Genomic DNA, 13013 nt, shown 5'->3' with positions numbered 1-13013 from the left:
TGCGATACTGTTGCGTATAATATTATATTCATAATTCAATATCCGGCTTGCGCGGATCGCCGCTGGCGTCGTCATGTCCTGAAATGAGGGAAGGCCCCGCAGATGAAGAAGGTGGCGAACAGGATCCAGAACTTCTGGAGGGTGGGCGAAGGCGCTTGCGCCGTGCCCACCATCCATCCGCGATCACCACACCTGAATGGTGGGCACGCTGCGCTTTGCCTACCTACGATTCCTGCGCCCCTCGCAGCCTACGGCCGCGTCGACATGTTGCTTGGCGGACCGACGGTGCGGATCGGTTCGGCGAGCCGCGCGAACTCGCACAGCAGCGAACGCGTCTTGCGCGGGTCGATCACCTCCTCGACCCAGAATTTCTCGGCGGAGCGGAACGGCGAGCGCAGCTTGTTGAGGCGGTCCTCGATCTCGTTCAATTTCGCGGCCGGATCATCCGACCCGTCGATATCGGCGCGGTAGGCGGCCTCGATGCCGCCTTCGAGCGGCAGCGAGCCCCAATAGCCCGACGGCCAGGCATAGCGCATCGAGTAGCGGTTGGCCGGCTGGTGCACGACGCCGGCGACGCCGAACGCGTTGCGCACGATGATGGTGCACCAGGGCACGGTCGACTGGTTGACCGCCGCCATCGCCCGCACGCCGTGCCGGATGGTCGCCGACTTCTCGGCCTCGAGCCCGATCATGAAGCCGGGACAATCCATTAGGTAAACCACCGGAAGATGGAAGGTCTCGGCGAAATCGACCCAGCGCATCACCTTCTGGCAGGCTTCCGCCGTCCACGACCCGCCATAGTGGAAAGGATCGCTGGCGAGCAGCAGCACCGCACGGCCCTCGAACCGGGCAAGGCCCGTGATGATCGGGCGACCGAAATTGGCGTTCACTTCGAAGAACGAGCCCTTGTCGACGACGGCGTTGATGATCGGGCGCATCTTGTAGACCTGGCGGCGATTGCGCGGCACCGCGTTCAAAAGCGATTCTTCCGCGCGTTCGGGATCGTCGCTGCAGGCCGTGGTCGGCGGCAGGTCGTATACCGAGGACGGCAGATAGGACAGAAAACGCCTGGCGCGTTCGAACGCCTCCTCCTCGGTATCGACGGCATCATCGACGCCGCCGGCGCGGGTCTGGATCTCGGCGCCACCGAGTTCCTGTTTCGTCAGGTCCTGGCCGAGGCGTTTTACGACCGGCGGGCCGGCGACGAACATCGCGGAATTTCGGGTCATGACGGAATAATGGCTAGCGGCAAGCCGCGCCGCGCCAAGGCCTGCGACCGAACCGAGCCCGAGCGCGACCACAGGCACGCGCGCCATGTTCGCCGTCGTGAACCAATACCAGCGCGTGCCGCCGACCCCACCGGGCAGATTCGCAGCGCCGCGCGTCTCGATCGTCTTTACCGAGCCGCCGCCGCCCGAGCCTTCGATGACGCGGATGATCGGCAGGCGAAAATCATGCGCCATCTCCTCGGCCATCAGCGGCTTGGCCGAGATCGAGGCGTCGGCCGAGCCGCCGCGCACGGTGAAATCGTCGCCGACGACAACCACGGTGCGGCCGTCGATCCTGCCGCGGCCGAACACGCAGTTGGCCGGCGTCAGGTGCTTGAGTTCACTGTTTTCGTCGTATTCGGCGATGCCGGAAATCGCGCCGATCTCGTGGAAGGAATTCTTGTCGATCAGTTTGTCGATGCGCTCACGAACCGTGAGCCGGCCCTGGTCATGCTGGCGCTTGACCTTGTCAACGCCTCCCATCTCGCGCGCGAACGCTTCGCGCCGAGCGAGCTCGTCGAGCTCCGGCTTCCAGTTCATCCGTATCCTCCGTCTTGATGATCTTGTTGTTATTATGGGCCGGCACCGGAAGCGGCTTTCTTTCAATCCGGTTGGCGAAGATGTCGCCCTCGGCGCCTTCCAGCAGGCCGCCGATCGCAGCGCCGAGTTCGAGCATCTGCGGCGCCACTTCCCGGTGCAACCGCTCCTCGTCGAACATCGCGGCGAGAAGGCCGATCGTCACGACGACAAAGGTTTGATATTGCGGCGACCACACCGGCACCGCGCATCCGTTGATATGCGGGCTCCAGGTGCCGCAGCCCACGACATAGCCGTGTTCGCGCAAATGGCGCCGGTTGTCTTCGATGCGCGCCTTCAACAGCGCCGCGTCTGCCGGGATCTCGCGCTCCATTTCGGCGATCAAAGCGTCGCCGACATCGGTGTCGAGCGCTGCGGTGTAGGCAAAGCCGGCCGCGGTACTCGTCATGGAGATGCGGCTGCCGGTGCCTTCGTGCAGGCCGAGCGCGTTCGCCGCGCGCGCGAATTCGAGATAGACGAGGTGATAGCGATCGGGAATCACGAAGCCGACGGTGCCTGGCAATTGATCGGCGACGTCCTGCAGACGCAGCCTGATCAGATTGCGAAGCTGCAACCCCTTCATCATCGAGGTGCTCATCGCCACCGCGCTTGGACCGATGCGGTATTTCTGGTCGCGCGGCAGATAGACGAGTTGGCCCATCCGCGTCAGCGTGTGGGTGAGCCGCGATACCGTCGACCGCGGCAGGCCACAGCGGCTGGAAATCTCCAGATTGCCTAGTCTCGCTTCATGACCCTCGAAGCAGCGCAAGACGTCGAACGCCCGCGACACCACCTGGATCACATCGCCCTCGCCTGCCAGATCGCTGGCGAGCATTCCCTGTTTGCTAAGCCGTTCCGAGCGTCTTCCCATTGTTATGGCTCCATTCCGCCCTGCGGAATAAAATTCCACTTGCAGAACAAACTACCTCAGGCAATCTGCGGCCACAACAAAAAGCCGTTCACGAGGACAGTCAGTCCGTCAGACGGTCCCCGGGAGAACGGAAATGCCAGAGATCAAGATTGTCACCGAAGTCGCCGGACGCGTGTGCGCGCTTCCCGTCGCAACTGGTGGCAACGTCGGCGACGGCGACGAGATCGCTTTCGTCGAAGCCATGAAGATGGAAATTCCGGTCACGTCGACGACGGCCGGAAAGATCAAGGCCATCCTGGTCAAACTCGACGACGTTATCGCCGAAGGACAGGTTGTCGCGATCATCGAAGCTTAACCGGATCACGGCATAAACTTTTTTGGAACGAGTTCCGCGACAATCTGTCCGGCTCTGGTATTGACGTGTACGCACGTGACGTTGCCATCGCCAGCCGCCGATGACATGATCAATGCTAACGAGAGAATTTTCGCATAGCGAAACAATCTGAGGGGAAAAACTATGACCTACCGCTTGAAGGCGCTCGCGCCACTCGCCCTTGCAGGCATCTCATGGCTGACCTTGCCGGCGGCTTATGCGGAAGACGTCAAGCTGCCGCCGACCATGGTGGTCACTGCCTATGACACCGGCACCGCGGGCTTCAACATCGCCGTCGGCGTCGGCAAGATGATGAAGGACAAATACGGCACCGATGTTCGCGTGCTGCCGGCCGGCAATGACGTGGCGCGACTGGCGCCGCTGCGCGCCAAGCGCGCGGCCATGTCCGCGATGGGCTCCGGCACCTATTTCGCCCAGGAAGGCGTGTTCGAGTTCGGCACCAAGGAATGGGGTCCGCAGCCGCTGCAGCTCGTGCTGTCCTCGGTCGATTGCAACGCCGCCACGCTCGGCGTCGCCAAGGATACCGGTGTGACCGAGATCAAGCAGCTCAAGGGCAAGCGCGTGGGCTTTGTGGTCGGTTCGCCGGCGCTGAATCAGAACGCGCTCGCCATCCTGGCTTTCGGCGACCTCAAGCAAAGCGACGTCAAGGTCGTCGAGTTCTCGAGCTACGGCGCGATGTGGAAGGGTATGATCAACAACGACGTCGACGCGGCCTTCGCCACCACCATCACCGGCCCGGCGAAGGAACTCGAGACATCACCGCGCGGCATCATCTGGCCGCCCTTGCCTCACAACGACAAGGCCGGCTGGGAGCGCGTGAAAAAGGTCGGTTCGTTCTTCTTCCCGCACGTCGCGACCTGCGGCGCCGGCATCTCCAAGGACAAGCCGATCGAGCTCGGCAACTATCCCTACCCGATTTTCATGGCATACGGGACGCTGCCCGCCGACGAAGTCTATGCCATCACCAAGGCGATGATCACGGGCTACGACGCCTACAAGGATTCCGCGCCGGGCGCAGCCGGTCTTGCGGCCGACCGCCAGACCAAGAACTGGGTGGTCCCGGTGCATCCGGGCGCCGCCAGGGCGCTGAAGGAAACCGGTCAATGGACCGACGCGCAGGAAGCCTACAACAAGGAATTGCTGAAGCGCCAGCAAGTGCTGGCCGCCGCATGGACGGACTACGGCAAGTCCAGCCCGCCATCGGACGACAAGGCGTTTCTCGAAGGCTGGATGAAGGCGCGCGCCGCGGCGCTGGCAAAGGCGAACATGCCCAACGGCTTTGAATAGCGCTGCTTAACTCGCCTGGGGCCTAAGGCGAATACCGTCTAGGGGGAATGATGTCACCTGCTGCGAGTGATAGCGTAGCCGCGCCTGCAAAACGAATTGAGTTCGACGACCCGCATGCCAACATGCAGGAAGCCGAAGTCACGCGGGTGCGGACATTGCGCGGAGCGTGGCGCTGGGCGCTGGTGGTTGCAACCGCGGTAACCATCCTGCTGTGCATCAACCAGCAATTCTCCCTGCGCTTCTTCCTCGGCTACACCCAGCTCAACACCGAGTACTTCTATCTCCTGATCGCGCTGATGCTGCCGTTCACGTTCCTGATCTTTCCGGGAACCGGCGGCGCGCCGCTCGATCGAATTCCCTGGTATGACATCCTGCTGTTTGTCGCCAGTTTCGCCTGCGCAATCCTCCTGATGCGCAGCGTCCGCAAGGCGGCAGAAGCCGGCTGGGAATTCGGCGGCGCGCCGATCCACGTGATCGTTGCCGGCGTCATCATGTGGGTCGTGCTGATGGAGGCGTTGCGGCGCACCGGCGGCTGGAGCCTGCTGCTGAGCGTGCTGCCGTTTACGGTCTATCCCCTGTTCGCCGATGCGAAGTGGCTGGGACCGTTTCGCGGCACCCAATCGACGCTGGAACAGGCGACGTCCTATCACGTGCTGTCGGGCGAAAGCCTGCTCGGGATCCCGATCCAGGCCTTCGCCGATACCGTGATCGGCTTCCTGGTTTTCGGCACCGCGCTGATGATGACGGGCGCCGGAAAATTCTTTATCAACCTGGCATTCGCCCTGTGTGGTACTTTCCGTGGCGGCGCTGCAAAAGTCTGCATCTTTGCGTCCGGCCTGCTCGGCATGATGTCGGGCTCGATCATCTCGAACGTGCTGACCGCCGGTACCATGACCATTCCCGTCATGAAGAAGAGCGGTTTCCGCGCCTCCTATGCCGGCGCCATCGAAGCCTGCGCCTCGACGGGAGCGGTGCTGGCGCCGCCGGTGATGGGCGCGACCGCGTTCGTCATCGCGCAATTCCTCAACGTCAGCTACGCCGACGTCGCGCTTGCTGCGATCATTCCGGCGACCCTCTACTACATCGGCCTGTTCATGCAGGTGGACTCTTATGCGGCCCGCCACGGCCTGAAGGGCATTCCGCGCGCCGAACTGCCCAGGGTCTGGGATACGATCAAGGACGGCTGGTATTACGTCTTCGTGATCGCGCTGCTGGTCGTGATGCTCTTGTACTTCAAGCGCGAGAGCCATGCGCCGTTCTACGCCACCGCGCTGCTGCTGGTGCTAAATCAGCTTTTCTCCAAGGATACGCGCTGGACGCCGACGACCATCAGCAAGTTCCTGGAGGTCAACGGACGCACCTTCGTCGAGTTGGTCGGCATTCTCGCCGGCTGCGGGCTTCTGATCGGCGCATTCTCGATGACTGGCGTGGTCTCGAGCCTCGCCAACGATCTGTTGCGGATCGCCGGTGACAATGCGTTTCTCTTGCTTGGCATGTGCGCCGTCACCAGCCTCATTCTCGGGCTCGGGCTGACGACGACCGCCTGCTATATCTTCCTCGCCATCCTGGTGGCGCCTGCGCTGGAGAAGCTCGGCCTCAACCGCATGGCCGTGCACATGTTCATTTTTTACTGGGGCATGCTGTCCTCGATAACGCCACCGGTCGCCATCGCTTCCTTTGCCGCGGCCGGCATCGCCGGCTCGCCGGCGATGAAGACCGGGTGGGAATCGATGTGGGTCGGCTGCATCATCTACTTCATTCCGTTCTTCTTCGTGTTGAACCCGGCGCTGGTGCTGCAAGGACCAGACCCGTATCTCGCAGCCTTGGGGTTGATGGGGCTGGCCGCGTTCGGCACCCTGTTCATTTGCGGCGGCATTCAGGGCTATCAGGTCTTTGTCGGAGACCTCAGAGCCGCCGGCACATTGGAATGGCCGCTGCGGGTCTTGTTCGTAGTTGGTGGCTTCGTGGTGGCGACGCCGGGCGGCGGGATCATGCCGCTGTCGCAGATGCAGGTGACCCTGCTCGGTCTGGCCATTCTCATTCCCACGGCGCTGGTCGCGCTGCTGCTGGTGCGGCGCCAGACGCTGGCGCCGCCGAACGGGTTGCACGCACCCTGATTGCGTTGCACAAGAGGAGGCGATGAAACAATCGCCTCCTCCGTTCACGGCCGGTCCCGCAACTTGGACCAGTTCGAAACCGCCTTTGCTGCGGTTCCTGAAAGCCTGCCACGCCGAATTCACCTCCGAGACCGGTGGCGCGGTCGCCGACTACATCCCTGAACTGGGCAAGGCCGACCCTGCCCATTTCGGCATCAGCCTCGCCACCCTCGACGGCCATGTCTACGAAGTCGGCGACACGCAGGTCCCCTTCACCATTCAGTCGATGTCAAAGCCCTTCGTGTTCGCGCTGGCGCTCGACACGCTGGGGGCAGCACGGGTCGAAAGCGTCATCGGCGTCGAGCCGTCGGGCGATCCCTTCAACTCGATCCGCCTCAACGCCGAGAACCATCCCTTCAACCCGATGGTCAATGCCGGCGCGATCTCCTGCTCCGGTCTGATCCACGAAGCCAAGGGAGACGCGGCGTTCGAATACATCAGGCAGGCGCTGGGCCGGTTTGCCGGGCGCGAGCTCGACGTCGACGATGCCGTCTATGCTTCCGAAAGCGCAACCGGCGACCGCAACCGGGCGATCGGCTATCTCCTGCGCACCAACGCCGTGATCAAGGAGAACGTGGCCGCCGTGCTGGAGGTCTATTTCCGGCAGTGCGCCATCCTGGTGACGGCGCGTGATATCGCGGTGATGGCGGCGACGCTCGCCAACCGCGGCATCAATCCCGTGACCGGCGAGCAGGTGATGACGCCGTATGCCATCTCGCGCACGCTTTCCGTGATGACGAGCTCCGGCATGTATGACTATGCGGGAGAGTGGATCTACCGTATCGGCATCCCCGCCAAGAGCGGGGTTGGCGGCGGCATCCTCGCGGCACTCCCGGCGCGGCTCGGGCTCGGCAGCTATTCGCCAAAACTCGACAAGCACGGCAACAGCGTGCGCGGCATCAAGGTCTGCGAGGCGCTATCGTCACATTACGATCTTCACATGCTTAACCGCAGCGACGACGCGCGGACCAGCATTATCGCCGATTACGACATCGGCAACAGCCCCTCGCGGCGCGTGCGGCGCGCGCAGGAGCAGAACATCCTCGCCGCCCACCACCAGGATGTCCGCGTGATCGAGCTGGTCGGGACGCTGTCATTTTCCAACGTCGATTACGTCTCGCGCCAGCTTGCGGCCAGGCCCCGCCCGCAATTGGTCATTTTCGACCTGCGCCGCGTCACCGCCATGACCCGCGCCGGCGCCCGCCTGCTCGCCGAGGAATTCCGCGAGCTCGCCGCGCACCACGTCACGGTGGTTCTGTCCGGCATCAGGCGCTCGTCGCCGGACTGGAAAGCGATCGCGGAATGGACCGAAGGTCTCACCAATATCCGCAACTATTATCTGCTCGACGCCGCCATCGAATGGGCGGAAGACCAGCTCGTCTATCGCTACGGCGGCGCCATCGACTTCTTCGAGGCGACCGAACTCTCCGAGCAATCGCTGCTGGCGGGACTGACGGACGAGGAACTGACCGATCTCGCCTCGCACGCGTCAATCCGGACCTATAAAACCGGCGAGAAGATCATCTCCGCCGGCGACCCCGCCGCATCGCTGTTCTTCTTGCGGAGCGGCGCAGTCCACGTCACCCTGCCCGACGGAGTGAGGCTGGCGACATTGACGGCGGGAATGCCCTTTGGCGAAATGGCGCTGCTGGAGCCGCAGCGTTCCGCCGACGTGCTGGCCGACATGGCCGCGACCGCGTATGAAGTTTCACTCAGTGATTTCGAGCGCTTCCGGAAACAGCATCCGCGCGCCGGCGAGCGCATCATGCGCAACCTTGCGCAGTTGCTGGCCGATCGGCTGATCCTCGCCAACGCCAAGCTGGAGCTGCTGACGTCGGGGTAGATTAGATTTGGGGCACGGTTACGGGCCGCATGGTCGAGACGCCCGACGCTGCCGGGCTCCTCACCATGAGGGTCATAGATTCGTATCCCGGATTCGACACTGCCAGACCTCATCCTGAGAAGCGTCGCGACGCGATGCGTCTCGAAGGATGAAGCCCGGCATGCGGCCTATTCTACGCCCCCGCTTTGCCCCGCCCGTTCTTTTCCGCAGCGCGGCGCAGCGCCTCGGCGAGCGCGCCGCCCTGCTCCTGCGGCTTGCGCGGCGCGGACGACGTCATCGACGCCTTGGAATATTCACGCATCTTGCTGTCCGACAGTTTGGGATTCTTGGCGCCGACTTCGTCGTCGAGCCGCAGCGTCAACGCAATGCGCTTGCGGGCGACCTCGACCTCCAGCACCTTGACCTTGACGATGTCGCCGGGCTTCACCACCTCGCGCGGATCCTTGATGAAATTTTTCGACATCGCCGAGATGTGCACCAACCCGTCCTGGTGGACGCCGATATCGACGAAAGCGCCGAACGCCGCCACGTTGGTAACGGTGCCTTCCAGGATCATGCCGCGCTTGAGATCCTTGATCTCCTCGACACCCTCCTTGAACACCGCGGCCTTGAACGCCGGGCGCGGGTCGCGGCCGGGCTTTTCCAGTTCGCGCAGAATGTCAGTCACCGTCGGCAGGCCAAAGGTTTCGTCGACAAAGGCCTGCGGCTTCAACTGGCGCACGACATCGGCATTGCCGATCAGCGCCTTGATGTCGCTCTTGGTCGCGGCGAGAATCCGGCGCACCACCGGATAGGCTTCGGGATGCACGCCGGAGGAATCCAGCGGGTCTTCGCCATCGTTGATGCGCAGGAAGCCGGCGCATTGCTCGAACGCCTTGGGTCCGAGCCGCGGCACTTCCTTGAGCTGCTTGCGCGACTTGAACGGTCCGTTGGCGTCGCGATGCTGCACGATGCTTTGCGCGAGCCCCGCACCGATGCCCGACACCCGCGCGAGCAACGGCGCGGAAGCGGTATTGGCATCGACGCCAACGGCGTTGACGCAATCTTCGACCACGGCATCGAGCGAACGCGCCAGCTTGGCTTCGCCGAGGTCGTGCTGGTATTGGCCGACGCCGATCGCCTTCGGATCGATCTTGACGAGTTCGGCGAGTGGGTCCTGCAGGCGCCGCGCGATCGACACTGCACCGCGCAAGGTGACGTCGAGCTCCGGCAACTCCTCCGATGCAAAGGCCGAGGCGGAGTAGACCGACGCGCCGGCCTCCGACACCACGATCTTCGACATCTTGAGATCCGGCAGCAGTTTGACGAGCTCGGTCGCCAGCTTGTCGGTCTCGCGCGAGGCGGTGCCGTTGCCGATCGCGATCAGCTCGACGCGGTGCGCGACCGCGAGTTTTCCGAGCGTCGCCAGTGCCGCATCCCATTGCCGCTGCGGCTCGTGCGGATAGATCGTTGTGGTCGCCACCACCTTGCCCGTCGCATCGACGATCGCGGTCTTGACGCCGGAGCGGTAGCCGGGATCGAGCCCCATGGTGACACGGGCGCCGGCCGGCGCCGCCAGCAGCAGGTCTCGCAGGTTCGAGGCAAAGACCCTTACGCCCTCGGTCTCGGCGGCCGTCCACAACCGCATCCGCAGGTCGATGTTGAGATGCACCTGGATCTTGGTCCGCCACGCCCAGCGCGCGGTGTCCACCAGCCAGCGATCACCCGGGCGCTTCTGATCGGTGATGCCAAAGCGTTGCATGATCTTCAGTTCATAGGCGCTGGGAACGCCGGCCTCGGGCACATTGGCCTCGGGCTGTATCTGCAGCTCCAGAATTTCTTCCTTCTCGCCGCGGAACAGCGCAAGTATCCGGTGTGAAGGCAGCTTCTGCAGCGACTGGTTGAAATCGAAATAGTCCTTGAACTTCTCGCCTTCGAGCTTCTTGCCCTTGCGCACCGTGGAGATCATCAGAGCGCTGGTCCACATCTCCTCGCGCAGCCGTCCGATCAGGTCGGCGTCTTCGGCGAATCGCTCCACCAGAATGGCGCGGGCGCCTTCGAGGGCGGCTGCGACGTCCGCCACCTGCTTTTCGGCGTCGACAAAGCCGGCAGCGACGACCTGCGGATCGTTCTGCGGCTGGGTCAGCAACAGCTCGGACAGCGGCTCGAGGCCGGCTTCCTTGGCAACCTCGGCCTTGGTGCGGCGCTTCGGCTTGAACGGCAGGTAGATGTCTTCCAGGCGGCCCTTGGTGTCGGCCGCCATAATCTGTGCTTCCAGCGCGGCATCGAGCTTGCCCTGCTCGCGGATCGAATCAAGGATAGCCACCCGGCGGGCTTCGAGCTCGCGCAAGTAAGTCAGGCGCTCTTCCAGGGTGCGCAACTGCGCGTCATCGAGCCCGCCGGTGATTTCCTTGCGGTAGCGCGCCACGAACGGCACCGTGGCGCCGCCGTCCAGCAGTTCGACCGTCGCCGCGATCTGCTCCTCGCGAACGCCAAGCTCTTGCGCAATCTGTCGATTGATATTTGCCACGCGACCTCTTTCCAAAGCCGATTGCGGCGGGAGGACCGGCCGCGGGGACGCCGCTTATGGACCATCTCGGATCGATTTTTCAACCCGCCGCACGAAAGAAATTGATCTGTGGATCGGCCATCGGTCACCAACGCGCACGCGGGATTCGCAAGGGAAAACACGCCGAGATAGGGGTGGATTGATGGCCTTGTAATGTGTAAACGGGCGCTCCCTCCCGGAGCTCCCATGTCGATCTGCGGTCTTGATTTCGGAACGTCGAACACGACGCTCGGCACCATGGAAGGCCGGGCGCCGGTTCTGGTGGCGTTGGAAGCGGCGCACAGCACGATTCCCAGCGCGATCTTCTATGAGGCGGATGGCGGCGTGCTGATCGGCCGCAGGGCCATCGAAGCCTATGTCGAAGGCACGGCCGGCCGCCTGATGCGGAGCCTCAAATCGGTGCTCGGTACCTCGCTGATCGAGGAAACCACCCGGCTGGGCCGAGCGCGGGTCAGCTTCCGCGATGTGATTGCCTATTACCTCGGCGCAGTCAAACGACGCGCGGAACAGGCTACCGGCCGCCAACTGCGCCATGTCGTCCATGGCCGTCCCGTGCATTTCGTCGATAATGCGCCGGACGCCGATCGCGGGGCGGAGCAAACCTTGCGATCGATTGCGCAGGGGATCGGTTTCGAGGAGGTCACGTTTCAATTCGAACCGATTGCGGCGGCGCTGGACTCTGAGCGGCAAATCACCTCCGAGGAACTGGCATTGATCGCCGATATCGGCGGCGGCACATCGGACTTTTCGATCGTGCGGCTGGGTCCCGAACGCCACGGCAAGGCCGATCGTACAGCCGATATTCTCGCCAATGATGGCGTCCGCATCGGTGGCACCGATTTCGACCGCCAGCTCAGTCTCGGCGTGGTGATGCCGCTGTTCGGATTCCGCAGCGCCATGAAGCGCGCCGGGCTCGACGTGCCCTCGAGTTATTTTCACGACCTCGCCACCTGGTCGAACATCAACCGCATGTATGAGCCGCGCGTGATGGCCGATATCCGCCAGGTACGGCAGCAGGCGGCCGAGCCGGAACTTCTCGACCGGCTGATCCGCGTGGTCTACGAGCAGCGCGGCCATACGCTGGCAATGGAAGTCGAGGATGCCAAGATCGCCCTGTCCGAGAAGCGGGGGGCGGACATTCCGCTGGAGTGGGTTGTCCCCGGTCTCAGCGCCAACATCGGCCGCCCCGATCTCGTCAACCATACCAGGCAGTTGGCCGATCGCATCGCGGCACGTATCAGGAACTGCCTCGTTCAGGCGGGACTAGCCGCGGAAGATATCGACTCCGTGTTCCTGACCGGCGGCTCGGTAAAACTCGCCCATGTCCACAAGGCGATCATCCAGGCCGTGCCGTCGGCCCGCGTCGTCGAAGGCGACATCTTCGGCGCCGTCGGCAAGGGACTGACGCTGGAGGCGCTGCGGCGATACGGCCCTGCGAATTGAGACCAGCGGTTCGCGGATCCAGCCGCCGCTCACCCCACCACTTCCGTCACCGGCTGCATGTCGATGGCAAAGGTTTCCAGAAATTTCGACGTCATGATGTAGAAGCCGACCGAAAGCTGCAGTTCGACCAATGCGGCCGGCGTCAGCTTGGTGGCAATCGCGTGGAAAGTTGCGTCCGTCGGCTTGTGACGCCTGACGATCTCGTCGGTGAAGGCGAGCGCGGCGCGCTGCACGTCGTTGAAGCAGGTCGCCGCTTCCCAGTTTTCCAGCGCCTCGTTCTGCTCGTCTGTCACGCCGACGTTCTTGCCAATACGCTTATGGGCGACGATCTCGTAAGGCGCCTCGCACAAGATGCCGGTGCGGGTGATGGCGAGCTCGCGCACGATCGGGTCCAGTTCGCCCTTGTGCCTGATGGCCCCGCCCAACCGGCAGTATTGTTCGAGGTAGCTCGGCGAGTGCGCCATCATCCGGAAGATGTTCGCATTGCGGTTTTTGCCGAGCAGTTCGCGGGTGCGATCGTTGTGCTTGGCAGGATCGCTATATTCGATGCGGGCCATTCGTCACCTTGGGCTTTGGATTTTCTGATTTGCTGACAGAGAGATCATGCACCGCAGCAGGGAGCCGATC

General features: G+C 63.3%; 9 protein-coding genes. 5 read left to right on the top strand and 4 right to left on the bottom strand.

From position 1 onward, the window contains the following. Positions 1-248 precede the first annotated feature (248 nt). Positions 249-1808, bottom strand: coding sequence for an acyl-CoA carboxylase subunit beta (locus CQ13_RS29275; RefSeq protein ID WP_057846299.1), 1560 nt, complete (start codon positions 1806-1808; stop codon positions 249-251). Further along, positions 1738-2715 (bottom strand): IclR family transcriptional regulator, encoded by a 978-nt coding sequence (locus CQ13_RS29270; protein ID WP_057846298.1) that lies wholly within the window; start codon positions 2713-2715, stop codon positions 1738-1740. The genes CQ13_RS29275 and CQ13_RS29270 overlap by 71 nt, the downstream gene beginning before the upstream one ends. 133 nt (positions 2716-2848) lie before the next feature. Between CQ13_RS29270 and CQ13_RS29265 the strand changes: the two genes are divergently transcribed. From CQ13_RS29265 to glsA, 4 genes are all read left to right on the top strand, one after another. Beyond that, entirely contained in the window at positions 2849-3070 is a 222-nt protein-coding gene (locus CQ13_RS29265) for an acyl-CoA carboxylase biotin carboxyl carrier protein subunit (RefSeq protein ID WP_057846297.1), read from the top strand. 162 nt (positions 3071-3232) lie between these two features. Further along, complete coding sequence (locus CQ13_RS29260; protein WP_057846296.1) at positions 3233-4396, top strand: TAXI family TRAP transporter solute-binding subunit; 1164 nt, start codon at positions 3233-3235, stop codon at positions 4394-4396. A 50-nt stretch (positions 4397-4446) separates the two neighbouring features. Beyond that, on the top strand, positions 4447-6513 hold the full coding sequence (locus CQ13_RS29255) for a TRAP transporter permease (RefSeq protein ID WP_057846295.1): 2067 nt from the start codon (positions 4447-4449) through the stop codon (positions 6511-6513). 22 nt (positions 6514-6535) lie between these two features. Then, positions 6536-8395: a glutaminase A gene (glsA, locus tag CQ13_RS29250; protein ID WP_057846294.1), complete on the top strand. Its 1860-nt coding sequence runs from the start codon at positions 6536-6538 to the stop codon at positions 8393-8395. 172 nt (positions 8396-8567) lie between these two features. On the opposite strand, the gene CQ13_RS29245 is transcribed toward glsA, so the two are convergent. Beyond that, positions 8568-10904 carry a Tex family protein gene (locus CQ13_RS29245; protein ID WP_057846293.1) on the bottom strand — a complete coding sequence of 779 codons (2337 nt, stop codon included), beginning with the start codon at positions 10902-10904 and terminating at the stop codon, positions 8568-8570. Positions 10905-11129: 225 nt separating this feature from the next. Between CQ13_RS29245 and CQ13_RS29240 the strand changes: the two genes are divergently transcribed. Beyond that, positions 11130-12386: an Hsp70 family protein gene (locus tag CQ13_RS29240; protein WP_057846292.1), complete on the top strand. Its 1257-nt coding sequence runs from the start codon at positions 11130-11132 to the stop codon at positions 12384-12386. 29 nt (positions 12387-12415) lie between these two features. On the opposite strand, the gene CQ13_RS29235 is transcribed toward CQ13_RS29240, so the two are convergent. Further along, entirely contained in the window at positions 12416-12943 is a 528-nt protein-coding gene (locus CQ13_RS29235; RefSeq protein WP_057846291.1) for a carboxymuconolactone decarboxylase family protein, read from the bottom strand. Positions 12944-13013 lie beyond the last annotated feature (70 nt).

Source organism: Bradyrhizobium retamae, from assembly GCF_001440415.1.
Taxonomy (GTDB): domain Bacteria; phylum Pseudomonadota; class Alphaproteobacteria; order Rhizobiales; family Xanthobacteraceae; genus Bradyrhizobium; species Bradyrhizobium retamae.
The sequence above is the reverse complement of the archived record's forward strand: the minus strand, read 5'-3'. Positions and strand labels throughout refer to the sequence as shown.

Excerpts from the sequence above, each read along its gene's own strand:
- CQ13_RS29265 (WP_057846297.1), top strand. The coding sequence starts at position 2,849 with ATGCCAGAGATCAAGATTGTCACCGAAGTCGCCGGACGCGTGTGCGCG.
- CQ13_RS29275 (WP_057846299.1), bottom strand. The coding sequence starts at position 1,808 with ATGAACTGGAAGCCGGAGCTCGACGAGCTCGCTCGGCGCGAAGCGTTC.
- CQ13_RS29240 (WP_057846292.1), top strand. The coding sequence starts at position 11,130 with ATGTCGATCTGCGGTCTTGATTTCGGAACGTCGAACACGACGCTCGGC.
- CQ13_RS29235 (WP_057846291.1), bottom strand. The coding sequence starts at position 12,943 with ATGGCCCGCATCGAATATAGCGATCCTGCCAAGCACAACGATCGCACC.
- glsA (WP_057846294.1), top strand. The coding sequence starts at position 6,536 with ATGAAACAATCGCCTCCTCCGTTCACGGCCGGTCCCGCAACTTGGACC.
- CQ13_RS29255 (WP_057846295.1), top strand. The coding sequence starts at position 4,447 with ATGTCACCTGCTGCGAGTGATAGCGTAGCCGCGCCTGCAAAACGAATT.
- CQ13_RS29260 (WP_057846296.1), top strand. The coding sequence starts at position 3,233 with ATGACCTACCGCTTGAAGGCGCTCGCGCCACTCGCCCTTGCAGGCATC.
- CQ13_RS29270 (WP_057846298.1), bottom strand. The coding sequence starts at position 2,715 with ATGGGAAGACGCTCGGAACGGCTTAGCAAACAGGGAATGCTCGCCAGC.